The 22,034-nt window shown below is 72.2% G+C and carries 24 protein-coding genes and 1 pseudogene; 12 read left to right on the forward strand and 13 right to left on the reverse strand.

The window, feature by feature from the left end; all coding sequences use genetic code 11:
• The first annotated feature begins 1 nt into the window (after window position 1).
• Complete coding sequence (locus ACFVWW_RS30420; RefSeq protein ID WP_384180786.1) at window positions 2-508, forward strand: GNAT family N-acetyltransferase; 507 nt, start codon at window positions 2-4, stop codon at window positions 506-508.
• Window positions 509-512: 4 nt separating this feature from the next.
• Here the strand turns inward: ACFVWW_RS30420 and arsB are convergent, their stop codons facing one another.
• Complete coding sequence (gene arsB, locus ACFVWW_RS30425; RefSeq protein ID WP_386878864.1) at window positions 513-1,628, reverse strand: ACR3 family arsenite efflux transporter; 1,116 nt, start codon at window positions 1,626-1,628, stop codon at window positions 513-515.
• Entirely contained in the window at window positions 1,625-1,939 is a 315-nt protein-coding gene (locus ACFVWW_RS30430; RefSeq protein WP_384180782.1) for an ArsR/SmtB family transcription factor, read from the reverse strand. Before ACFVWW_RS30430 ends, arsB begins: the two co-directional genes overlap by 4 nt.
• Window positions 1,940-2,051: 112 nt before the next feature.
• Here ACFVWW_RS30430 and ACFVWW_RS30435 point away from each other — a divergent pair.
• Window positions 2,052-2,450, forward strand: a pseudogene (locus ACFVWW_RS30435) (arsenate reductase ArsC); the annotation flags it as partial.
• Window positions 2,442-2,882 (forward strand): TIGR03618 family F420-dependent PPOX class oxidoreductase, encoded by a 441-nt coding sequence (locus ACFVWW_RS30440; protein ID WP_386878964.1) that lies wholly within the window; start codon window positions 2,442-2,444, stop codon window positions 2,880-2,882. The pseudogene ACFVWW_RS30435 and the gene ACFVWW_RS30440, both read left to right, overlap by 9 nt.
• On the opposite strand, the gene ACFVWW_RS30445 is transcribed toward ACFVWW_RS30440, so the two are convergent.
• From ACFVWW_RS30445 to ACFVWW_RS30460, 4 genes are read right to left on the reverse strand one after another with little or no spacing between them, the layout of a single operon-like run.
• A complete protein-coding gene (locus ACFVWW_RS30445) occupies window positions 2,883-3,512 on the reverse strand; it encodes a flavin reductase family protein (protein WP_386878865.1) in 630 nt (209 codons plus the stop codon).
• Between the two features lie 49 nt (window positions 3,513-3,561).
• A complete protein-coding gene (locus ACFVWW_RS30450; RefSeq protein ID WP_386878866.1) occupies window positions 3,562-3,906 on the reverse strand; it encodes an STAS domain-containing protein in 345 nt (114 codons plus the stop codon).
• Window positions 3,903-5,234 (reverse strand): PP2C family protein-serine/threonine phosphatase, encoded by a 1,332-nt coding sequence (locus ACFVWW_RS30455; protein ID WP_386878867.1) that lies wholly within the window; start codon window positions 5,232-5,234, stop codon window positions 3,903-3,905. The genes ACFVWW_RS30450 and ACFVWW_RS30455 overlap by 4 nt, the downstream gene beginning before the upstream one ends.
• The gene (locus ACFVWW_RS30460; RefSeq protein ID WP_384331080.1) at window positions 5,234-6,037 is read right to left on the reverse strand and encodes an alpha/beta fold hydrolase; all 804 of its coding nucleotides are present in this window, start codon (window positions 6,035-6,037) and stop codon (window positions 5,234-5,236) included. The genes ACFVWW_RS30455 and ACFVWW_RS30460 overlap by 1 nt, the downstream gene beginning before the upstream one ends.
• A gap of 153 nt (window positions 6,038-6,190) precedes the next feature.
• Between ACFVWW_RS30460 and ACFVWW_RS30465 the strand changes: the two genes are divergently transcribed.
• A complete protein-coding gene (locus ACFVWW_RS30465; RefSeq protein ID WP_384180774.1) occupies window positions 6,191-6,577 on the forward strand; it encodes a hypothetical protein in 387 nt (128 codons plus the stop codon).
• A gap of 112 nt (window positions 6,578-6,689) precedes the next feature.
• On the opposite strand, the gene ACFVWW_RS30470 is transcribed toward ACFVWW_RS30465, so the two are convergent.
• Window positions 6,690-7,895, reverse strand: coding sequence for a cysteine desulfurase-like protein (locus ACFVWW_RS30470; RefSeq protein ID WP_386878868.1), 1,206 nt, complete (start codon window positions 7,893-7,895; stop codon window positions 6,690-6,692).
• A 188-nt stretch (window positions 7,896-8,083) separates the two neighbouring features.
• Here ACFVWW_RS30470 and ACFVWW_RS30475 point away from each other — a divergent pair, with 188 nt between their 5' ends.
• The 8 genes from ACFVWW_RS30475 (at window position 8,084) to ACFVWW_RS30510 (ending at window position 15,648) form a co-directional block, all read left to right on the forward strand.
• A complete protein-coding gene (locus tag ACFVWW_RS30475; RefSeq protein ID WP_386878869.1) occupies window positions 8,084-8,863 on the forward strand; it encodes an Fpg/Nei family DNA glycosylase in 780 nt (259 codons plus the stop codon).
• 137 nt (window positions 8,864-9,000) lie between these two features.
• Window positions 9,001-10,035 carry an acyl-CoA dehydrogenase gene (locus ACFVWW_RS30480; protein ID WP_386878870.1) on the forward strand — a complete coding sequence of 345 codons (1,035 nt, stop codon included), beginning with the start codon at window positions 9,001-9,003 and terminating at the stop codon, window positions 10,033-10,035.
• A gap of 62 nt (window positions 10,036-10,097) precedes the next feature.
• Window positions 10,098-10,886, forward strand: coding sequence for a PIG-L deacetylase family protein (locus ACFVWW_RS30485; protein ID WP_386878871.1), 789 nt, complete (start codon window positions 10,098-10,100; stop codon window positions 10,884-10,886).
• Entirely contained in the window at window positions 10,883-11,500 is a 618-nt protein-coding gene (locus ACFVWW_RS30490; RefSeq protein WP_386878872.1) for an SAM-dependent methyltransferase, read from the forward strand. The genes ACFVWW_RS30485 and ACFVWW_RS30490 overlap by 4 nt, the downstream gene beginning before the upstream one ends.
• Entirely contained in the window at window positions 11,497-12,222 is a 726-nt protein-coding gene (locus tag ACFVWW_RS30495) for a glycosyltransferase (protein WP_386878873.1), read from the forward strand. Before ACFVWW_RS30490 ends, ACFVWW_RS30495 begins: the two co-directional genes overlap by 4 nt.
• A 114-nt stretch (window positions 12,223-12,336) precedes the next feature.
• Entirely contained in the window at window positions 12,337-12,612 is a 276-nt protein-coding gene (locus ACFVWW_RS30500; RefSeq protein WP_384180760.1) for a hypothetical protein, read from the forward strand.
• 216 nt (window positions 12,613-12,828) lie between these two features.
• The gene (locus ACFVWW_RS30505; RefSeq protein WP_386878874.1) at window positions 12,829-14,016 is read left to right on the forward strand and encodes a lycopene cyclase family protein; all 1,188 of its coding nucleotides are present in this window, start codon (window positions 12,829-12,831) and stop codon (window positions 14,014-14,016) included.
• Between the two features lie 102 nt (window positions 14,017-14,118).
• A complete protein-coding gene (locus ACFVWW_RS30510; protein ID WP_386878875.1) occupies window positions 14,119-15,648 on the forward strand; it encodes an FAD-dependent oxidoreductase in 1,530 nt (509 codons plus the stop codon).
• 9 nt (window positions 15,649-15,657) lie between these two features.
• Here ACFVWW_RS30510 and ACFVWW_RS30515 read toward each other — a convergent pair whose 3' ends face one another.
• The 6 genes from ACFVWW_RS30515 to ACFVWW_RS30540 form a co-directional block, all read right to left on the reverse strand.
• Window positions 15,658-16,677, reverse strand: coding sequence for a DUF5914 domain-containing protein (locus ACFVWW_RS30515; RefSeq protein WP_384180755.1), 1,020 nt, complete (start codon window positions 16,675-16,677; stop codon window positions 15,658-15,660).
• Complete coding sequence (locus ACFVWW_RS30520; RefSeq protein ID WP_386878876.1) at window positions 16,674-17,675, reverse strand: phytoene/squalene synthase family protein; 1,002 nt, start codon at window positions 17,673-17,675, stop codon at window positions 16,674-16,676. Before ACFVWW_RS30520 ends, ACFVWW_RS30515 begins: the two co-directional genes overlap by 4 nt.
• Window positions 17,672-19,210, reverse strand: a complete 1,539-nt coding sequence (locus ACFVWW_RS30525; protein WP_386878877.1) for a phytoene desaturase — start codon at window positions 19,208-19,210, stop codon at window positions 17,672-17,674. The genes ACFVWW_RS30520 and ACFVWW_RS30525 overlap by 4 nt, the downstream gene beginning before the upstream one ends.
• On the reverse strand, window positions 19,207-20,361 hold the full coding sequence (locus tag ACFVWW_RS30530; RefSeq protein WP_386878878.1) for a polyprenyl synthetase family protein: 1,155 nt from the start codon (window positions 20,359-20,361) through the stop codon (window positions 19,207-19,209). Before ACFVWW_RS30530 ends, ACFVWW_RS30525 begins: the two co-directional genes overlap by 4 nt.
• Window positions 20,362-20,612: 251 nt before the next feature.
• Window positions 20,613-20,783 (reverse strand): hypothetical protein, encoded by a 171-nt coding sequence (locus tag ACFVWW_RS30535; RefSeq protein ID WP_384180747.1) that lies wholly within the window; start codon window positions 20,781-20,783, stop codon window positions 20,613-20,615.
• Window positions 20,784-20,889: 106 nt separating this feature from the next.
• A complete protein-coding gene (locus ACFVWW_RS30540) occupies window positions 20,890-21,762 on the reverse strand; it encodes an undecaprenyl-diphosphate phosphatase (protein WP_384180745.1) in 873 nt (290 codons plus the stop codon).
• Window positions 21,763-22,034: the final 272 nt, after the last annotated feature.

Raw genomic sequence — 22,034 nt, forward strand, 5'->3', positions numbered from 1 at the left:
CATGACTTCGCGTATTACGGGTGCGGGCGGCGGCAGGGCGCGGGGCGGGGTCGTGCTGAGCGGAGCCGTATTGATTCGGCGGGCGACCGCGCGGGATGCCAAGCGGCTCACCAGGATCATCCAGCGCTCCAGCGCTTACGAGGGCCAGTACGCCCCGATGATCGCCGGGTATCGGGTGGGGCCCGACTACATCGAGGCCCATGAGGTCTTCGTGGCCGCTGATGCCGATGACCGGCCGCTCGGCTTCTATGCCCTCGTGCTCGCTCCGCCGGAACTCGACCTGATGTTCGTCGCTGACGAGGCGCAGGGGCTCGGCATCGGCCGTCGGCTGGTCGAGCACATGGTGAGCCGGGCGCGGGGCGCCGGGCTCGACCGTGTGCGGGTGGTCGCGCACCCGCCCGCCGAGGGTTTCTACCGCAGCGTGGGTGCCCAGCGGATCGGCACCGAGACCGCGAATCCGCCCGCCGTGATGTGGGACCGTCCCGAACTGGTCATCCCTGTCGCGTGACCCGTCACTCCCTCGCCGGGGTGGTGAGGGCCGTGGCGGCGAACTTCTTGCGCCAGGCGAGCGATACGTACACGAGCCCGACCAGGACCGGCACCTCGATGAGGGGGCCGACGACTCCGGAGAGGGCCTGCCCCGACGTCACTCCGAAGGTGGCGATGGCGACCGCGATGGCCAGTTCGAAGTTGTTGCCGGCGGCGGTGAAGGCGAGCGTCGCGGTCCGGTCGTACGCGAGACCGAGCGCCTTGCCGAGCAGGAAGGTGCCGAAGAACATGACCGCGAAGTACACGAGCAGCGGCAGCGCGATCCGGGCGACGTCCAGCGGCTGCGAGGTGATGGTCTTTCCCTGGAGGGCGAAGAGGATGACGATCGTGAAGAGCAGGCCGTACAGGGCCCATGGGCCGATCTTCGGCAGGAACGTCGCCTCGTAGCTCTCGCGGCCCATCGTCCTCTCGCCCAGGCGGCGGGTGAGGAAGCCGGCCAGCAGCGGGACGCCGAGGAAGATGGCCACGTTCAGTGCGATCTTCCACATCGAGATGTCCAGGCTCTGGCCGTCGCCGAGGCCGAGCCAGTTCGGCAGGAGGTCGAGGTAGAACCAGCCGAGCAGGCCGAACGCGATGACCTGGAAGACGGAGTTGAGGGCGACGAGGACGGCGGCGGCTTCGCGGTCGCCGCGGGCCAGGTCGTTCCAGATGATCACCATGGCGATGCAGCGGGCGAGGCCGACGATGATCAGGCCGGTGCGGTACTCGGGCAGGTCGGGCAGGAAGATCCAGGCCAGCGCGAACATCACGGCCGGGCCGATGATCCAGTTGATGGCCAGTGAGGACGCCATCAGCCTGCGGTCGTCGGTGACCGCGTCGAGCTTGTCGTAGCGGACCTTCGCCAGGACCGGATACATCATGATCAGCAGACCGGCGGCGATCGGCAGTGAGATGCCACCGAGCTCCACCGTGGCCAACGCGTCGTTCAGGCCCGGGATCAGCCGGCCGAGGCCCAGGCCGAGCCCCATCGCGAGCAGGATCCACACGGCGAGGAAGCGGTCGAGCGTCGAGAGCTTCGCGACGACCGAGTCGTCTCCCGGCCTGGCGGGGGAGGTGGTGGCCGGTTCGGTGCCGGTCATGGACAGCTCCGCTTCGCGTCGGCGGCCTGTGAGGCGCGGGCGGTCGCGGCGAGACCGCTGAAGGAACCGGCGACGGCTTCGAGGACCTCGGGCCGCAGCTTGTAGTACGTGAACCGCCCGCACGGCTCGGTGTCCACCACCCCGGCCTCGCGCAGCACGCGCAGATGGTTGGAGAGGTTCGTCTGCTTGGCGCCGGTCTCCTCGACCAGGTGCGTCGTGCAGAGCGTCTCGTGGGCGAGCAGGGTCACGATCCGCAGCCTGAGCGGGTCGGCCAGCACCCGGATCAGATCAGTGTCGACTGACGTCATCATGGGCTGATACTGTCACATCACTGGCGGCTGATGCCACCGGATGTCGATGTCATGGGTGCCGCCGCCGGCACCTGATCCACCGTGAGACACGTGAGACAAGAGAGACCGTCTGATGCCCGACAAGCCTTCTGTGCTGTTCGTCTGTGTCCACAACGCCGGGCGTTCCCAGATGGCCGCCGCCTGGCTGGCCCACCTGGCCGGAGACCGCGTGGAGGTCCGCTCGGCGGGATCCAGCCCCGGCGACGCCGTGAACCCGGCCGCGGTCGAGGCGATGCGGGAAGTCGGAATCGACATCTCCGCCGAGATCCCGAAGATCCTCACCGTGGACGCGGTCAAGGAGTCGGACGTCTGCGTCACGATGGGCTGCGGCGACACGTGCCCGGTCTTTCCGGGCAAGCGCTACCTCGACTGGACGCTGGAGGACCCGGCGGGACAGGGCGTCGAGGCCGTACGCCCGATCCGTGACGAGATCAAGCTGCGGGTCGAGAGGCTGATCGCCGAGATCGCGCCCGCGTCCGGGCCCGAGCGAGCAGCCCCCCAGTCGCGCTCCGAACCGGAGTTCCTCGCCTTCTGGCAGGAGCGCCACGTGGGTTTCTTGTCCACGACGCGGCCGGACGGCACGCACCATCTCGTCCCCGTCGGCGTCACCTACGACGACGCGGCCGGCATCGCCCGTGTCATCACCAGCAGGACGAGCAAGAAGGCTCGCAACATCGCCGCCGGCGGCCCAGGCGCGGTCGCCGCGGTGAGCCAGGCCGACGGGGCGCGCTGGTCGACCTTGGAGGGGACGGCCGTCGTCAACGACGACCCGGAGGCCGTTGCCGACGCCGTCGAGCGGTACACCCGGCGCTATCGGCCGCCCCGGGTCAACCCCGAGCGGGTCGTCATCGAGATCACCGTCACCAGGACCATGGGCACGGTCAAGGCGCGCCGCTCTTCCTGATCAGTCGGTCGGCGACCCTGCCTCGCCGGCCTGCCACTCCGTGTACGGAACCCGGGCGATCTCCCGCAGGTCGCCGATCGTGGCCCATTCGTCCTTCCCGAGCCTCGACAGCGGGCGCATCGCGGTCACCTCGGGGTGACCGTCGGTCAGGACCGCCCGGTCGACCGCCGCGTGCACCACCCGCCCGAACACCACGGTGGAGTCCCCCAGTCGCAGCGTGCTGTGCAGTTCGCACTCCAGGGCCACCGGCGAGGCGGCGACGCGCGGCGGCTTGACCCGCACGCTCGGCTCGCGTGCCACGCCCACCGCGTCGAACTCGCTGATCCCATGCGGAAAGTCGGTCGCGGTCGCGTTGATCTGCTCGAAGAGCGGTTCGGGGGCGAGGTTCACCACGAACGCGCCGGTGTCCTCGATATTGCGCAGCGAGTCCTTGCGGCCCACCGACGTGAACTGCACGACGGGCGGTGACACACACGAGATGGTGAAGAAGGAGTGCGGGGCTAGGTTGTCGCACGAGCCGTCCCGGTTGGTCGTCGACACCCAGGCGATCGGCCGGGGCACGACGGTGGCGGTGAGCAGCCGGTAGAAGACGTCGCGGTCGCACTGGGCGGGATCGAAGTCGATACGCATACGGCTCAGTATCCCCACCGGTGGGCGCGGCTCTGAGCAGGCGGTCCCGTCAGCCGGCCGCCGACGAGGCGGTGCCGGTGTCCGGATGGATGGGGAACACCTGGTCGAGACCGACCATGCCGAGGATGCGGGCGGTGTGGGGCGGGACGGCGGCCAGGGCGATGTCGGCCTGGACGGCCAGCGCGAGGTTGCGGGCGGCCAGGAAGGCGGTGATACCGCTGGAGTCGCAGAACGCGAGGCCGCCCAGGTCCAGGATCAGCCGCTGGCCGGGGCGCAGGGTGAGCTGCTGGAGAGTCTCGCGGAACCGGGCGGCGGTGACGAAGTCGAGCTCGCCCGCGAGCTCTATCACCATGCCGTCAGGGACGGGGCGGGTGCTGGTGGTCAGATCACTCACGTCGGATTCTCGGGGGTGGGTGCCTCGGAGGTGGGTGCCGGGGCGGATACGGGTACGCCGAGGGCCAGGAGAGCGGTGTCGTCGTCCAGGCCGTCGCCGAAGCTGTCCAGCAGGTCGGTGAGGCCACGGATCGTGGCCCCGGGGGTGGCGGGAGCCAGCCGGGTGGCGAAGCCGAGCAGGGCTTCGTCGCCGTAGAGAGCCCTGTTCGCGCCGACACGGGCTTCGGTGAGACCGTCCGTGTACAGCAGGACGGTGTCGCCCGGGTGGAGCACGGTGTGGGCACGGCCGAAACGCGGGGCGGGCAGGACGCCTAGGAGCAGTCCGCCGGAGGCGGTCAGGTAGCCGGCCTCGCCGTTGGCCCGCAGCAGGAGGACCGGTGGGTGACCGCCGCTGGCGAGAGTGAGGGCGAAGCCGTCGTCCGCGGGTTCGAGGACCCCGTACACGGCGGTGCAGAAGCGGGGGTCGCCGCCGGTGTACCGCTCGTACAGGGCCGTGTTGAGAGTGGTCAGTACGGCGCCGGGGTCGGGGCTGTGGAGCGCGGCGGCGCGCAGGGTGTAGCGGGTCAGCGAGGTGACGGCCGCCGCTTCGGGGCCTTTGCCGCAGACATCGCCGAGGAAGAAGGCCCAGCGGCCGTCGCCGAGCGGGAACAGGTCGTAGAAGTCGCCGCCCAGGTGATCGGTCGAGGCGGTGTGGTAGTGGGCGGCGGCCTCCAGGCCGGGAACCGCCGGCAGGGAGGGCGGAATGAGGCTCTGCTGGAGGGTCGCGAGCACGCTCTGGAGCCGTTCGCGGTCGCGTTCGGCTTTCTCGCGGTCACGTTCGGCCTGCCGCCGGGCCTGTTCTGCCTCTTTGCGGGCCCGCAGGAGTTCGGCCTCGTAGGCGCGGCGGTCGCGAGCGTCGAAAATACTGGTGCGTATCAGCAGCGGCTGGCCGTCGGTGCCGGTCCTGACGACGGAGGTGACCAGCACCGGAAGCCGCGTGCCGTCGGCGGCCTTGAGTTCGAGCGCGATACCGCTGATCTCGCCCCGCATCCGCAGCAGCGGGGCGAAGTGAGTCTCGTGGTACAGCTTGCCGCCGACCGTGAGCAGGTCCGTGAAGCTCTGACGGCCCACCAACTGCTCGCGCGTGCGGCCGAGCCAGGTCAGCAGGGTGGTGTTGACCTTGGCGATCTTCCCGTCCAGGAGGGTGGACAAGTAGCCGCACGGGGCGTTCTCGTACAGGTCCTCGGCACTGTCCTCCAGCAGCGCGGTGAACGCGGCGTCCCGCGCGACGGCGTCGTCGCTGCCGGCGGGGGCACTGGAGTGTTCCGGGTCCTGTCCGGTATGGCACATCACCGTGCGCGGGTGAGGAAGGAGAGGATGGCTTCGGCGGTCGCGCCGGGGGCGCTCAGCTGCGGGCAGTGCCCGGTGGCGTCCAGGGTGACCAGGTGGCTGCCGGGGATCGTGGTGTGGACGTAGCCACCGACCTCGCGCGGGGCGATCACGTCCTGAGCGCACTCCAGGACCAGGGTCGGGACCGTCACCGTCGCCAGGTCGGCACGGCTGTCCGACAGGAAGGTGGCGCGGGCGAAGACCCGGGCGATATCCGGGTCGGTGGCGCAGAAGCTGCTGGTCAGCTCCTCGCCCAGCTCGGGGCGGTCCGGATTTCCCATGATCACCGGTGCCATCGCGGCCGACCAGCCCAGATAGTTGGACTCCAGTGACTCCAGCAACTCGTCGATATCGGAGGCGCTGAATCCGCCCCGGTAATCGTCGTCGTCGAGATAGCGGGGGGAGGGGGCGACCATGACGAGGTTCGTGAATCGCTCCGGGTCCGCCGCCGCGGCGAGAACGCCGATCATCGCGCTCACCGAATGCCCCACGAACGTCACCTCGTGCAGGTCCAGCTCCTCGCATATCTCCAGGACGTCTCGCGCGTAGCCGTCCAGCGACGCGTACCGCTCCTCGTGCCACGCCGACAGATCCGAGCGTCCCGATCCCACGTAGTCGAACAGCACCAGCTCGAAGTCCTCGGCCAGCGCCGGCACGATCAGCCGCCACATGTTCTGGTCACAGCCGAACCCGTGCGCCAGCAGAACGACCGGCCCGCCTCGCCGGCCGGTCACCACGACATTGTTCCTTGTGCGCACGTCCATGCGCGCATCCTGGCACACCGCCCCGGGACGTCCCGCCGTAGCGAGTCGCAGTACACCACTCCATGACTGCTATGAGGTGATTTGCGTATCATGAGGACTATGCGGCCTCGCATACGTACGCCGTCGGCGAGGCATACCAGGAAGGTTTTCCTGATGACGAAGAAGCGCAGTCAGCCGCCGCAGGGTGAAGGCCCGAGCCGGTTCGAAGGATCTGATCAGCACGGGTGGTCACCGGATGTGGACGAGACGTCCCAGCGGCCCAATCCCAGCGCGCATCGTTCCTTCCACCCGGACCAGCACGCTCCCGAGCCGGACGCGAGTCGTACGCCTTCCGACGAGGACAAGAAGAAGTCGACCGCGGGCACGCCGGTGGAGAGCACGACGCGACGCGGTGAGGACCAGGCGAAGAAGTCCCCGGGCGAAGGCATGCACGACACCGGCCCCAAGGGCCGCTCGCAACGGCCCAGCGGAAGCAAGGACGCCTCCGCTCGCACCGGAGTGGACCCACAGGACCCGCCCCCCAGCCGATCCGGTCACTGACCCGGTCGGCTCCCGGCACCGCATGACGGGGGCGGCTCGCACCGGGTGGTCGGCCCGCACCCCTGGCCGCGGCGCGAGAGCCGCGTGCGTACCCGCGCCCGCGCCCTCGCCGTCAGTCGGCCAGCTCGGCGACCCCGGCGAGCAGCCGGTCCACGTCCGAGGAGTCGTTGTAGTGGACCAGCCCGGCGCGGACCGCGCCGCCGGTGTCACGCAGGCCCAGCGCCCCGGTCAGCTCCCACGCGTAGTTGTGGCCGCTCCAGACGTTGACGCCTCGGGCCGCGAGGTGCCCGGCGACCTCCAGGGGAGTGTGGCCGGCCACCCTGAAGTAGGCGGTCGCGGTGCGATGGGCGGGCTTTCCGTACAGGGTGACGTGGGCCATCTCCTCAAGACCGCCGAGCAGTGTGCGGAAGAGCCGCTGCTCGTAGGCTTCCACGGCCGTCATCGAGGCGAGCAGCCGCTCCCGTCGCGAACCGGTGCCGACGTCGGTGCCGGCACCGTCGAGCGAGGCCAGATGCTCCACGGCGGCTGTGACACCGGCCAGGTCCGCCAGCGGGGCGGTTCCGGTCTCGAACCGCTGGGGCACCTCGTCGGGAGAGCAGATCAGCTTGTCGGGGCGCAGGGTCTCCAGCAGGGCCGGGTCGGCGACGACCGCGCCGACGTGGGGTCCGGACCACTTGTAGGCGCTCGTCGCGTAGAAGTCCGCGCCGAGCGCGGCGACGTCGACCGGGACATGGGGGGTGGCGTGCACCCCGTCCACATAGGTCAGGGCGCCCACCGCGTGGGCCTTGGCCGTGATCGCGGCGACGTCCGGGCGGGTGCCCAGTACGTTGCTGGCGGCGGTGACGGCCACCAGGCGGGTGCGCTCGTTCAGCAGGGTGTCGTACTGGCCGGCCGGCAGCTCTCCGGTCTCCAGGTCGACCTCGGCCCATCGCACGATTGCCCCAGCCCGCTCCGCGGCCTGCACCCAGGGGCGGACGTTCGAGTCGTGGTCCAGCCGCGACAGTACGATCTCGTCCCCCGGCCGCCATGTCGCCGCCAGGATCTGGGAGAACCGGTAGATCAGCGTGGTGGTGTTGGCTCCCAGGACCACGCCCTCCGGCCGGCCGCCGACCAGGTCGGCTACCGCGAGGCGGCACGCGTCGACGATGGCCTGCGAGCGGTGGCTCGCCGGGAAGGTGCCGCCGACGTTACCGATCCCGGCGCGGTACGCGGCCGCGATGGCCTCGATCACCGTCTCCGGCGTCTGGGTGCCCGCCGCTCCGTCGAGATAGGCGACGCCGTCGCGCAGTGCGGGGTACGCCGCGCGGATCGCTGCCATGTCCAAGGCCATGCTGATGAGTCCCTTCGGATACGGGTCCTGCTGCTGGGCCCAGCCTCACCCGGGGCGGGGCGTCATGGGAAGTGACGAAGAGAGAAACCGGCTTTTCCGGATCATGAACGATGCCGAGCGGCGGAAGCGGTGGAAGCGGTGGCGGCGGACGCCACGCGCAGCGGAGGAGGGGCCGTATGCCCGAGCTGCCTGACGTCGAAGCGTTCCGGAAGACCCTCGCGTCCTGCGCGCGGGGCAGACGGATCCAGCGGGTCGAGGTGTACGACGCCGGTGTCCTGCACGGGGTGAGCCCGCGACGGCTGAGCCGCGATCTGGAGGGGCGGAGGTTCACCGAGCCCGAGCGGCACGGGAAGTGGCTGCTGGCCCGCACGGACGGGCCCACCCTGCTCCTGCATTTCGGCATGACCGGACTGCTCGTCTGCTGCCGGCCCGATGACGCGCTCCACGCTCATGACCGTGTCGTGTTCACGGTGGGGGACGACCGCCAGCTGCGCTACCGCGACCAGCGCAAACTCAAGGGCCTCTGGCTGGCCGGGGAATCCGGTGTCGCCCGGCTGCTGGACGGTCAGGGACCTGACGCGACAGAGATCGGCAGAAGCGACTTCGACGCGCTCTTCAGTGGGCGGCGCGGCACCGTCAAGAAGGTCCTCACCGACCAGTCCCACCTGGCGGGGCTCGGCAATCTGCTCGCCGACGAGATCCTCTGGCGGGCCCGGCTCTACCCGGCCCACCGCGCCGGCAGCCTCACCGAGGACCAGCGCGGACAGCTGTACACGGACATGCGGCGGACGCTGCGCTCCGCGGTACGGGCCGGCCGCGTACCCCCGCGCAGCACCTGGCTCACCGGACACCGCGACGACACCGACGCGAGATGCCCGCGCTGCGGCGAGCGGCTGCGCCGGGAGCGCGTCGCCGGGCGGGGCACCGTGTGGTGCCCCCGATGCCAGGCCGACTGACCCCGTTCCGCCGCTGCTCCGCGGGTGCGTGAGCGCGTTGTGCCGGTAACAGTGAGGCGGTGCGGTCTCAGCGATGGCTGAGGGTCCTGAGGTTCCTGTGCTGATCTGGAGGTCCGGTGTCCGAGATCGTTGGGCAGATGGCTGGCGCCGTACCAGCGGGGGACTCGCCGGGCAGCGGTGGGGCGCGGGACTTCAGTCCCGCGGTCGCCCGGCGGGAGGCCGCCGAGGAGTTCACCCGGTTGGCCGAGTCGGGTGCACTCGATATGCCGTTGCCCGGCTCGGGTCGTACCGAGGAGCGTTTCCGGGCACTGCGGACGGTCGCAGAACGCGACCTGTGTGTGGCACGGCTCGCCGAGGGGCACGCTGACGCGCTGGCGATCCTCGCGGAGCTCAAGGGCCCGGCCCCGCGGCCGGGGGAGCGGTGGGGCGTCTGGGCGGCGGAACCTCCGGGCGAGGGGCTGACGGCTGTCCGCAAGGGCGGCGCGTGGCAGGTCAGCGGGGTGAAGCGGTACTGCTCGGGCGCGAGCAGCTGCACCCGGGTACTGGCCACGGCGGTGGCCGACGGGGGGCGCCGGCTGTTCGCCGTGGACATCGAGGCCGCGGGGGAGCGGTGCCGCCCGGTGCCCGGGAGCTGGCAGGCGATCGGCATGGCCGGCAGCGACACACCAGATGTACGGTTCGACGCGGTGCCGGCCGAGCCGGTCGGCGGCGTGGAGGCGTATCTGCGCCGGCCCGGCTTCCAGCACGGCGGCGTCGGAGTGGCCGCCTGCTGGTACGGCGGCGCCAGGGCGGTCGCCCGGACCCTGGCGGGCGCGGTCCACACGCGGAAGCCGGACCCGCACCTCGCGGCGCACCTCGGCCATGTCGACATGCGGCTGCACGCCGCCGAGACCGTTCTGCGGCGCGCGGCCCAGGAGATCGACCGCGATCCACTCGATCAGCAGGGCGAGGCACGGGTGCGCAGCCTCCGGGTCCGGGCGCTGGTCGAGTCGGTCTGCGCCGACACCCTCGTACGGGTCGGCCGCGCCACCGGAGCGGGCCCCCTCTGCCACGACCTGCGGCACGCCCGCAACGTCGCCGACCTCACCGTCTACATCCGCCAGCATCACGCCGAACGGAATCTGGCCGAACTCGGCTCGCTGATCGCCGGACCGGAAGGCGGCAGCCGATGACGCCGGACGAGCAGTGCACGCCACTCGCGCGACCTTCGCCACCCGCGCGGCCCTCGCCACCCGTGCGACCTTCGCCCTCCGTACGGCCCTCGCCACCCGCGCGTGCGGACGCCGCCAACGCGATCGAGGCGCCGGGCACCGACGAGCGGCTGTGGCGCTCGTGGCCGGGGCTGCCCGCGCTGCCCGAGGCGGTGCTGCCCCGGCGCGGCCACGTCGTAGTGGTGGCGGCGCATCCGGACGACGAGGTGCTGGGCTTCGGTGGCGCTATGGCGCTGCTGGCCGCCGCCGGTGTGCGCCTCACTGTCGTGGCGGTCACCGACGGCGAGAGGTCACACCCCGGCAGCCTGCTCGTCACCCCGGCCGGCCTGGCGGAGATCAGGGCCAAGGAGACCCTCGACGCCCTCGCCGAACTGGGCGCCGCCCACGCGCGAGTGATCCGGCTGGGAATGCCGGACACCGCCGTCGCCGGCTGCGAAGAGGAGCTGACCACGCGACTCGTTCCGCTGCTCACCGGCGCCGCACTGTGCGTGGCCCCCTGGACCGGAGACGTCCACGCCGACCACGAAGCCGCCGGACGCGCCGCCGGAGCGGCAGCCCGCCGCACGGGCACGCCGCTTCACCTGTACCCCGTGTGGATGTGGCACTGGGCTCAGCCCGGTGACCCCCGCGTCCCCTGGGAAGAAGCCGCTCGCATCCCCCTGCCGCCCGGCGTCGTCGCCCGTAAGGCCGCCGCCGTGGACCGGTTCGCCAGCCAGATCCGCCCGCTCGGCCCCGGCGCCGACGACGCGGCCGTCCTGCCGCCCGAGGAATTGGCCCACCACGCGCGGGACATGGAAGTGGTCTTCCGATGAACACCGCGGCGTCCTACTTCGAGGAGATGTACCGCCGCGGCCCCGACCCGTGGGGTCTCGGTGAGCGCTGGTACGAACACCGCAAGTACGACCTCACCCTGGCTGCTCTGCCCCGTCCGCGCTACCGGTCCGCTTTCGAACCCGGCTGCTCGGTCGGGGAACTGACCGCGCGGCTGGCCGTCCGCTGCGAGGCGGTGCTGGCCTGCGACCGGATCCCCGGCCCGGTGGCGACCGCGGCCCACCGCAACGCCGCACATCCGCACGTCAGCGTCCGTGAGCTCGTCGTGCCCGACCAGTGGCCCGACGGCTCCTTCGACCTGATCGTGCTCTCCGAGCTCCTCTACTACTTCGACGAGCCGCACCTGCACCGGCTGCTGGAGCGCGCGCTGTCCGCACTCGAACCCGGCGGCACCCTGGTGACCGCTCACTGGAATCACTCCGTGGCCGAGCATCTGCGAACCGGCGACGAGATCGCCGGCACGCTGGCCGAGCTCCCCGGGCTGACGCTGATGACCGATCTGCGGGACGCCGACTTCGTCCTCCAGATCCATGGCCGTCAGTACGGGGACGGTTCCTCCGCGCTCTCACCGGCGGCGGCCGAGGGGCTGGTGTGAAGCCCGAGGCTCTGGCCGTTGTCGTCCCCTCCCACAACGACGCCCCTCTGCTGACCCGTGCGCTCGCCTCCCTGCGGACGGCACGTCACCATCCGGATGTCGCCGGGCTGCGGGTGATCACCGTCGTGGTCGCCGACGCCTGTACCGATCACACGGAGTCCGTGGCACGCCGGGCCGGAGCGGACGTCATCAGGATTGCGGCCCGCAACCCCGGCCTGGCCCGCGCTGCGGGAGCGGCACACGCGCTGAGCCTGCTCGGCGTACCGGCCGAGTCGGTCTGGATCGCGACGACCGACGCCGACGGCACCGTCCCCGCCCACTGGCTCGCGTATCAGAAGGCTCAGGCGCGGCGGGGGTGGGACGCCGTCATCGGCACCGTCACCGTCGACAGCTGGCCGGCCGAGGGCGGCCCCGGCCTCGCGGCCCGGTTCCACGCCCTCTACGGCGCCACGCGCCCGATCGACGGCCGGAGGTGGCGCCACCCTCATGTCCACGGGGCCAATCTCGGCGTCGCCGCCCACGCCTATGTGCGCGTCGGTGGCTTTCCCCCGCTCGCCACCGACGAGGACCACGCACTGGTCGCCGCGCTCGAACGCCACGGCCACCGCATCCTGCGCACCGACGCGTGCCCCGTCACCACCTCGGCGCGGCTGGCCGCGCGGGCCCGCGGCGGATTCGGCGACCACCTCCGCGACCTGGCCGGCGATTCCACCAGCAGCTGAGCGGACACCTGGCTGAGCGGCACCCGCCGCGTCCGGCACGCGACCTCCGGATGCGGGCGGGCGCGCTCTGAGTGACCGTGGAGAGGAGAGTGCACTCGATCCCCCGGGAGAGTCATGATCGTCAAAATGCTCCACCGCAAAGGGCTCCGCAGCGAGCACATGTACACCGCCGCCTTCGCGTCCATCGGTCTCACCGTCGTCTCATGGGTGGGCTCCCTGAAGTACGAGCCCCGGGGAGGCGTGGACCGCGCAGACCGTTGGGGAATCTTCGTGGGCGAGTGGGCGCCGACGTTCTTCGCCCTCGGGCTGGCCCTGTCCCACTACGAGCGGGAGGACGCGCTGCAGGAGGCCCGGCGCAGTGAGGTGCCGTCCGACCTGTCCTCGCTCTGACCTGAGCGTGCGGCCCCCGCCTGCGAGAGGCGGGGGCCTCGCGCTGTCCGGGAGCGGGCCGGTGTCCCGAACGCCATGAAGGCCCTCGGGACACCCCCCGCCGTGAAGGAATCCGGCCTGTCACGCGCGTCACGTACCCCCGTGGGGGAGGGGACTACGGAAGGATCGGTGCCACGCGGACGTGGCCACCGGCCGTCGCGCGGTTAAGGAGACACGGTGCGGGACGCGGACGTGGTCATCGTGGGCGCCGGCGCGGCGGGGCTGTCGCTCGCGTACCGGCTGTGCGAGCCGCGGCCCGGCGGCCGGGCGCTGACGGTCGTTCTCGTCGACGCGCCCCGGGGCCCGTTGCGGCCGCCGGAGCGCACCTGGTGCTTCTGGGAGGCGGCGGGCGGTCCGTACGACCCTGTCCTGGCCGCCTCCTGGGACCGGCTGCGCGTACGGGGTCCACGGGGGGACACGACGGTGGGGAGGACCGCCCCGCTGCGGTACAAGATGCTCCGGTCGCGCGCTTTCGAGACGCTGGTCGGCGAGCGGCTGTCCGGGCCGCACGGCTGCCGCCGGATCGAGGCCGCGGTGGAGTGGGTACGGGATGTACCGGGCGGCGCCGCACTGTACGGACACGACGCGGCGGGCGGCCCGGTCGCTCTGACGGCTCGCTGGGTCTTCGACTCGCGGCCGCCGCCTCGCCTCCCGCCGGCGCGCACGACGCTGCTCCAGCACTTCCGGGGCTGGTTCGTGCGCACCGAACAGCCGTCCTTCGACCCGGGGGTCGCGGACCTGATGGACTTCCGTACGCCGCAGCCCGCGCACGGCCTCTCCTTCGGCTACGTCCTGCCCCTCGCCCAGGACGAAGCGCTCGTGGAGTACACGGAGTTCTCCCGCGAGGTGCTCGACGCGCCCGGATACGACAGGGCGCTGCGCCACTACACCGAGAAGGTCCTCGGCCTCGGCGCGATGCGCGTCACCGCCTCGGAACACGGTGTGATCCCGATGACCGACGCGCGCTTCCCGCGCCGCGTCGGACGGTCCGTGTTCCGCGTCGGCGCGGCGGGCGGCGCCACCCGTCCGTCGACCGGGTACACCTTCGCGGCCGTACAGCGGGAGGCGCGTGCGGTGGCGGCCGATCTGCTGGCCGGCCGGCCGGTCCGCCTCCGGCCGCCGTATCCGGCCCGGGCCCGGGCCATGGACGCGGTCCTGCTCCGGGCCCTGGACACCGGGCGGGTCGACGGCGCGGAGTTCTTCACCGGGCTGTTCCGGCACGTCCCGACGGAACGGCTGCTGCGGTTCCTCGACGGCCGCTCCCGGATAGCGGAGGACCTCCTGATCGGCCTGCGCACACCGGTGGCGCCCATACTGCGCACCGTCGCGGAACTGCCCCGCCTGCCGTGGCGTCCGTCGCCCTGACCGATACCCCCCTCCACCTGCCCTCCGACCGGGAAGCGAAGGCCGGATGACCTTGCCGCGCGCTCATGAACTGTCCGACGTGTCGACCGGGGAGGGGGCGCGATGAGACGAGGACGCGACCGGCGGGCCCGCCGGGTGCCCGCGCCGTACGGGCGGGAACGCGTCACCGGCACGGCGCCGCACGTCGGGGTGATCGGCGCAGGCATCGCGGGTCTCGCCGCCGCCACCGCGCTGGTGGAACGCGGCGTACGCGTCACGCTCTACGAGCGCGAACACAGCCTCGGCGGGCGGCTCGCGGGCTGGCCCGTGCGGCTCGCCGACGGCTCCCCGGCCACCATGAGCCGCGGCTTCCACGCCTTCTTCCGGCAGTACTACAACCTGCGGGGCCTGTTGCGCCGGGTGGACCCCGAGCTGCGTATGCTCACCGGCGTTCCCGACTACCCGCTGCGGCACAGCGGGGGAACGCACGACAGTTTCGCGCGGGTGCCGCGCACTCCGCCCTGGAACGCCCTGGGCTTCGTCGCCCTCAGCCCCGCCTTCGGCTGGCGGGACCTGCTGCGGATGAACCCGGCGGCCGCGCTGCCCCTGCTCGATGTCCGGGTGCCGCGCGTCTACGAGCGGCTCGACGGGGTGAGCGCCGCGGAGTTCCTGTCCAGGATCCGCTTCCCCGAGGCCGCCCACCATCTGGCCTTCGAGGTCTTCTCGCGCAGCTTCTTCGCCGATCCGCGTGAACTGTCCGCCGCGGAGCTCGTGCTGATGTTCCATATCTACTTCCTCGGGTCCAGTGAGGGGCTCCTCTTCGACGTGCCGGCCGAGCCCTTCCCCCAGGCCCTGTGGGAACCGCTCGGCCGCTATCTGGAGAAGCACGGCACCCGGCTCAGCCTGGGTACGGCGGTGGACGGGGTGGAGCCCGACGAAGGCGGCGGTCCGACCGTCACCGTCGAGGGCCGGCGGCTGCGCCACGACGCGCTCGTCCTCGCCCTGGACACCGGCGGGCTGCGGCGGCTGGTCGCCGCCTCGCCGGACCTGGGCGACGCGCCATGGCGCTGTGCCGTCGCCCGGCTGCGTACCGCGCCGCCGTTCCTGGTGTCGCGGCTGTGGCTGGACCGGCCGGTGGCCCCGGACCGGGCCGGCTTCCTCGGCACCAGCGGCTACGCGTCGCTGGACAACGTCAGTGTGCTGGAGCGCTGGGAGGGCGAGGCGGCCCGCTGGGCCCACCGCACCGGAGGCTCCGTGGTGGAGCTCCACGCCTACGCGCTCGACCCGGGCGCGGACCGCGGGGCCGAGCAGGAGCGCCTCGTCGCCCAGTTGCACCGCGTGTACCCGGAGACGCGCCACGCGAGGATCATCGACGCCCGGCACGAGTGGCGGGCCGACTGCCCGCTGTTCCCGGTGGGAGGCTTCACCGGCCGGCCCACGGTACGCACACCGGACCCGTCCGTGGTGCTTGCGGGCGACTTGGTACGCACCGGCCTTCCGGTCGCTCTGATGGAGCGCGCGGCAACCACCGGATTCCTCGCGGCGAACGCTCTCCTGGAGCGCTGGGGAGTACGCGGCCACGCCCTGTGGACGGTGCCCGGGAAGGGCCGTTCGGCGTCGCTGCGGGCGCTGGCACGGCTGGGGGAGCACTGACGCGCGTCCTCAGCCGGGGAAACGGCCGCTGCTGCGCAGTTCCCAGCGGCGTTCCGCGTAGGCGAGGTCGTCCCGCCACAGGCGTCCCGCCGCCGCGCGCATGAGCGGACGCAGGACAGGAGCCACGGCGCGTACGGCGGCGAACCCGGGGCGGTCGGAGGCCGCGACGACCGCCTCGACCACCGCGGTACGCGGCCTGCCGCGTTCGTCGGGGCCGAGCGGAGTGGCATGGGTCTCGACGACCGAGCCCCGGCCCTCGCCCTCGGTGATGTGCATGACGACCGTGCGCGGCCCCGGGGCCCTGAACACCGCTCTGACCGGCACCACCACCCGTCCGGCGACCTTGAAGGAGACATCGACCGTGAAGCCGTCGCAGTCCCCCGTCGCACCGCCGTCCGGTGTCGTGAGGACGGTGAGATCGAGGAAGGAGTACGGATGGAACCACGCGCCGTGCCAGGGATCGAGCCGGTTGGCGATCACATCGTCCGGCTCGCAGACACCGACGGCTGTGCAGACGGCCTCGACGGCCCCGGCGGGGCGCGGCCGGGCAGGGACGACCGGCCGTTCGAGGGGCACCTCGCCGCCGATCCGGTCGAGGCGCACCCAGGCCAGGACCCCGTCGTCGTACGCCGGGAAGGGGTTCCAGTTGGCCAGCGGCGCACCGTCCAGGGCCAGTCCGTGCCAGTGGCAGACGAGCGTGCCGCAGCGCACCGGACTGTCCTTGAGCGGAGCGCCGAGGTGCGGGCAGGCCCCAGGACCGGCCACGAGCCGGCCGGCCGCGTCCCGCCAGGCCACCACCTCGACCCCGGCGACGGTGCGTCCGAGCGGCCGGCGGGCCGTGATGTCCCGCGCGGCACCGATCACGTACCAGTTGCCGGAGGGGCGGGCCAGCGCGCGTTGCAGCGCCTCGGCGATGATGCCCGGTCTCGCCTCGCGCCAGGTGGGCCGCTGCCGCTCCCAGGACACGGGGCCGCGGCGCAGCCGCACCGGGTAGCGGCCGCGGCGCGGGCGGCGGTCCCCGCCAGTCATACCGGCTCCTCCGGTACGGACTCGGCGGCCGGCTTCCGGCGATGACGCGCCGGCCCACTGGACCGCCCCGCCCGCATCCTGGCCGCGGCCACCCGGACCAGGCCGTCCAGCGCCACGGCGGCACGGCGCCGCCGGGGTACGACGGCGCGGCGGTGCAGCGCGGCGTAGCCGTCGTCCTCCACCGCGTCGAGGATGCCCTCGTACAGGACGCACGCGGTACGGATGCACGGCCGGGCCACCGGATCGAGCAGCGGGATGCCCGGCACGGCCTCCCGGTAGACGCCCCGGGTGAGGGCGGCGGCGGCCTTCAGCGCGGCGGTGATGCGCGGATCGCGGCTCCCGGTGACCCGGCTCCACAGCAGCAGTTCGCGGTCGGCCCCGCAGGAGCCGAGCAGATCGGCGGGCAGGTAGACGCGGCCGCGGTCCAGGTCCTCACCGATGTCCCGGAGGAAGTTGGTGAGCTGGAACGCGACGCCGAGCGCCGCCGCGTGCGGAGCGGCCTCCTCCCGGGGCACGACCGTGCCGAGCACCGGCAGTATCTGCAGGCCGATCACCGCGGCGGAACCGTGTATGTACCGGCGCAGCGCCGGGTAGTCCAGGTAGTCCGTGACCTCCAGGTCGGTGCGCATGGCCGTCATGAAGTCCGCGAAGTGCCGGTGATCGATGCGGTACGCCTGCGCCGTATGGGCGAGCGCCCTGACCACCGGCTCGGTGCTGACGCCGTCGCGCAGCCCGGTCTCCAGCCGCTGTCGCAGTGCGTCGAGCGCGCGAGCCCGCCCGGCCGGGGTCGCACCGCTGTCCAGGTCGTCGACGATGTCGTCGGCCCAGCGGGCGAAGCCGTACAGCGCGTGCACGGCCGGCCGCCGCTCGACCGGCAGCAGCCGGGTGGCCAGGAAGTACGTCTTGCCGTGCCGCGCGTTGAGCCGGCGGCAGTGTGCGTAGGCGGCGCGCAGCGCGGGCTCGGTGATGCCCGCGGCGTCCAGTTCGCGGTCGGTCATGCCGGGGTGCCTTTCGACGCGGAGCGCGGGCCGCGGGCCGGTGTGGAGCGTGGTGGCCGGAGTCCCGTGACGCGGGCCGCCGCGAGTTTCCCGGAGATCAGCACGGTCGGCACGCCGACGCCCGGGGTCGTACCGCATCCGGCGAGCACGGCGTTCTCCGTACCGCGCACCAGATTGCGCGGCCGGAACGGCCCGGTCTGCGCGAAGGTGTGGGCGGCGGAGAAGGGCGTACCCGCGGCGTGTCCCTGGGCCGTCCAGTCCACCGGCGTGACGAGGCACTCCTCCTCGATGGAGGAGCCGAGGCCGGCGAGCCCGCGACGCTCCAGTTCGGCGAGCAGGCCGTCGCGGTAGCGGGGCGCGAGGTCGTGCCAGTCACGGGCGCTGGGCCCGATGTCGGTGTTCGGGCACGGCGCCAGGACATAGTGCACATGGCGGCCGGGTGGCGCCAGCGTGGGGTCGGTGGCTGTCGGCCGGGTGATGAGCAGCGAAGGATCCGTCATCAGCCGCCCCGTACGGGTCAGTTCGCGGAAGGTGCCCTTCCAGGCGGCGCCGAACGAGAGGGTGTGGTGAGCCAGCTCGGGCCAGGTGCGGTCGGTGCCCGCGTGCAGGATCACCGCGGAGGGCGAGTGGCGCAGCGGCAGGAGGCGGCGCGGCCGGTGCCCGAGCAGCCGGTAGGCCACCGGCAGGTCGGCGGTGAGCACCACCGCGTCGCACGGGACGCGTTCCCGGCCGGTGACGACGGCCGTGATCCGGTCGCCGCGCCGTTCGAGCCGGGTGACCTCGTGGCCGTAACGGAATACGGCGCCCGCGTCGGCCGCCGCGTCCGCCATGGCCTGCGGCAGCGCGTGCACGCCGCCGCGCGGGAAGTACACGCCCGCGACCGTGTCCATGTAGGCGATGACGGCGTACGCGGCGAGGGCGCGGGCGGGCGGCACTCCCGCGTACAGGGCCTGGAAGGAGAAGATCCGGCGCAGCCGTTCGTCGGAGACGAAGTGGCCGACGCGCGCGTCGAGGCGGCCGAACCCGCCGAGGGCCGCCAGCCGCGCGAGGTCGGGATGGAGGAGCCGCAGCGGGGAGTCGAAGTTGGTGTCGATGAAGCGGCGCATCTGGACCCGGTACAGCTCTTCGAGCCAGGACCGCAGCCGCCGGTAGCCGATCGCCTCCCGGGCGCCCGCGAACCGTTCGATCCCGGCTTCCATCGCCGCCGGGTCCGTGTGTACGTCGAGTGCGGTGCCGTCGGCGAACCGGGCGCGGTAGGCGGGGTGAAGAGGGAGGAGTTCCACCCGGTCGCGGAGCGAGTCGCCGACGGCCGCGAACGCCTCGTCGAGGAGGTCCGGCATGGTCAGTACGGTCGGTCCCGTGTCGATGCGGTAGCCGTTGCGCTCGATACGGCCCGCCCGGCCCCCGGGCTGGGTGCCCCGTTCGACGACGGTGACCCGCCGTCCCGCGCCGAGCAGATGCAGGGCGGCGGACAGGCCGGCGAGCCCCGCGCCCACCACCACGACGTGGTCGGTGGGTCCGGTGAGCGTTCTCATGGCTTCCCCGCCTCGGTCGACGTGGCCAGGATCGGTGACGCGGGCGGACCGTCGCCGACCCGGCCGGACGGCGCGCGGACGTCCGGGGGGAGACCGGCGACCGCGTACAGAAGTCCATGAAGCCGGTGGAGAGCCACGGGTTCGAAGGTGCCCCGGTCCAGATGGCGGGTGCTGTTCGCCATCAGCCGGGCGATCTTCTTCTCGACCGTGGCGCGTGCGCCGGTCGCCACGAGCACGGACCGTACCCGCGCGAGCCCGTCCTCGGACAACCGCGCGTCGCCGAAGGCGCTTTCGAGGACGGTGGCCGAAGCGCGGTCCCCGTTCGCCTCGGCGCGCGCCCGCGCGACCGCCACCAGATAGGTGGGCTTGCCCTGGCGGATGTCTTCGCCGGAGGGCTTCCCGGTGCGTGCCGGGTCGCCGAACACGCCGAGAATGTCGTCGCGCAGCTGGAAGGCGATACCGGCGCAGCGGCCGGCGGAGCGGAGCGCCCGGGTGGTGCGCCGGTCGGCCGAGGCCAGGGCGGCGCCCATGGCCAGGGGGCGTTCCACCGAATAGAGCGCGCTCTTGAGACAGGCGGTACGGATCGCCTGAGCCGTCGACCGGGAGCCGTTGGCCTTGCCGTGCAGATCGAGATACTGGCCGGCGACCATCTCCGTCTTCATGGCCCGCCAGATCCCGTACACCCGGCGGCGGACCTCGGGGGCGAGGACGGTGTCGGCCACGAGATCGTCCGCCCAGGCCAGGGCCAGGTCTCCGACCAGGATGGCGGCGCTCCTGGCGAAGGACTCGCGCTCACGACGGCCGGAAACCGATTGGTACTGGTCGGCGATCTCGGTGTGTACGGCGCGTCCGCCCCGGCGCGTGGGGGAACCGTCCATCACGTCGTCATGTACGAGCGCGCACGTCTGGATCAGTTCGAGTGCGGCGGCGAGCCGGAGTGCGGAGTCCACGTCCGCCGTGTCGCCGCAGGACCGCAGCCCCCACCACAGGAACTGGGACCGGGTGCGCTTGCCCCCGCCGAGGGTGAACCGGGCGAGCCGCTCGGCGACATCGCGGGCGAACGTGGCGTCGATCGCCTCGGCCTCGGCGAGCCGGCCGTGCAGCAGTCCGTCGAGCACGCGGCCTACGGCGCCCGGTACTTCGACATCCACCGTCTCCGGTGTGGAGCATGCCGGACACCACGCCGGAGGCGTCGCGGTCCGGCGCGTCGCGCGTGCACGCGCCGCGTCGATCGGATGCGGGCATTTGTCCGGATGTGTAGATCCTGCGACCACATGCTCAGTCGATCATGGGTGCGGGACACGCGCGACGCGGGCGCGTCCGGGCGGATACACCCACGTGGTGGCTGTCCGGCCCCGGTCGCCGCCGAGCCGTACGGCGGAGGCGTGGCCGCCGTCGAGGGTCAGGCCGCCTCGTCGACGCCGTCGTGCAGGGCCGCGGCCCACTCCAGGAGCAGTACCTCGTACGCCTCGGCGGGCCACGTCCCGTCGGCCGCGTCGACGAGGGCGCGGATCCGTTCGTTGGCCGCGACGGCGCCGGAGGCCGAGGAAGCGGATCCGGAAGTGAAGGACATGTGACAAACCCTAGGGGCAGGGAGGGGTCTCTGAGGACCGATCAAGGAGCGTCCTTGCTCACACTCGTCGTTCCCGGGCCGCCCGCCCCGCCCCCGCCGGCGTCGGTCAGCCGCCCGACTCGCCCGCGTGCGGGCTCAGGGTGTCCGTACCGATCAGGACGAACAGGGCGATACCGAGCAGGATCCGGTAGATCACGAACGGCATGAAGCTCTTGGTCGTGATGAACTTCATGAACCACGCGATGACCGCGTAGCCCACGACGAACGCGATGAGTGTGGCGAAGATCGTCGGGCCCCACGACACATGGCCCTCACCCGCGTCCTTCAGCTCGAAGACGCCCGAGGCGAGGACCGCGGGGATCGCGAGCAGGAACGAATAGCGCGCCGCCGCCTCGCGGGTGTACCCCATCAGCAGGCCACCGCTGATGGTGGCGCCCGAGCGGGAGACACCGGGCACCAGGGCCAGGGCCTGGCAGAAGCCGAAGATCAGACCGTCCCTGACGCCCAGCTCCCTGAGCGACTTGCGCTCCTTGACGGCGCGGTGCTTGCCGCCGGTCTCGTCACGGGCGGCGAGGCGGTCGGCGATGCCGAGCACGATGCCCATCACGATCAGCGTGACGGCGATCAGGCGCAGATCGCGGAACGGGCCCTCGATCTGGTCCTTGAAGGTGATGCCGAGCACACCGATCGGGATCGAGCCGACGATGACCAGCCAGCCCATCTTGGCGTCGTGGTCGCCGCGCATCGCCTTGTTCGTCAGCGAGCGGGACCACGCGGAGATGATCCGGGCGATGTCCTTGCGGAAGTAGATCAGGACGGCCGCCTCCGTGCCGATCTGGGTGATCGCGGTGAACGCCGCACCCGGGTCGTGCCAGCCGGCGAACGCCGCGGTCAGCCGCAGATGGGCGCTGGAGGAGATGGGCAGGAACTCGGTCAGCCCCTGGACGAGCCCGAGGATGAAAGATTCGAACCAAGACATGAGGTGCTACGCCATCCAAGGAATGATCATGCACTGGCCGGTGGAACCCCGGCGCAGTGGCGGACTGAGGGCTGACGGTCGATGCGCGGGATCGAAGGTGATGTGCCCAGTGCGAGAGCGATGGCGATCACGTGCCGGTCGTGGGCAGCGTAGCGTCTGCGGATGACGCGACTGCGGCCAGGCCCCTGCCACCAACGGGTCGCGCGCGCGTCGCGTAGGGAATGACGCGCCGTGAAAGACCTAAATCCGGGCCGGTACAGCGAGGGAAAGGT

Origin of the sequence: Streptomyces sp. NPDC058198 (genome assembly GCF_042882605.1) — a bacterium.
Taxonomy (GTDB): Bacteria; Actinomycetota; Actinomycetes; order Streptomycetales; family Streptomycetaceae; genus Streptomyces.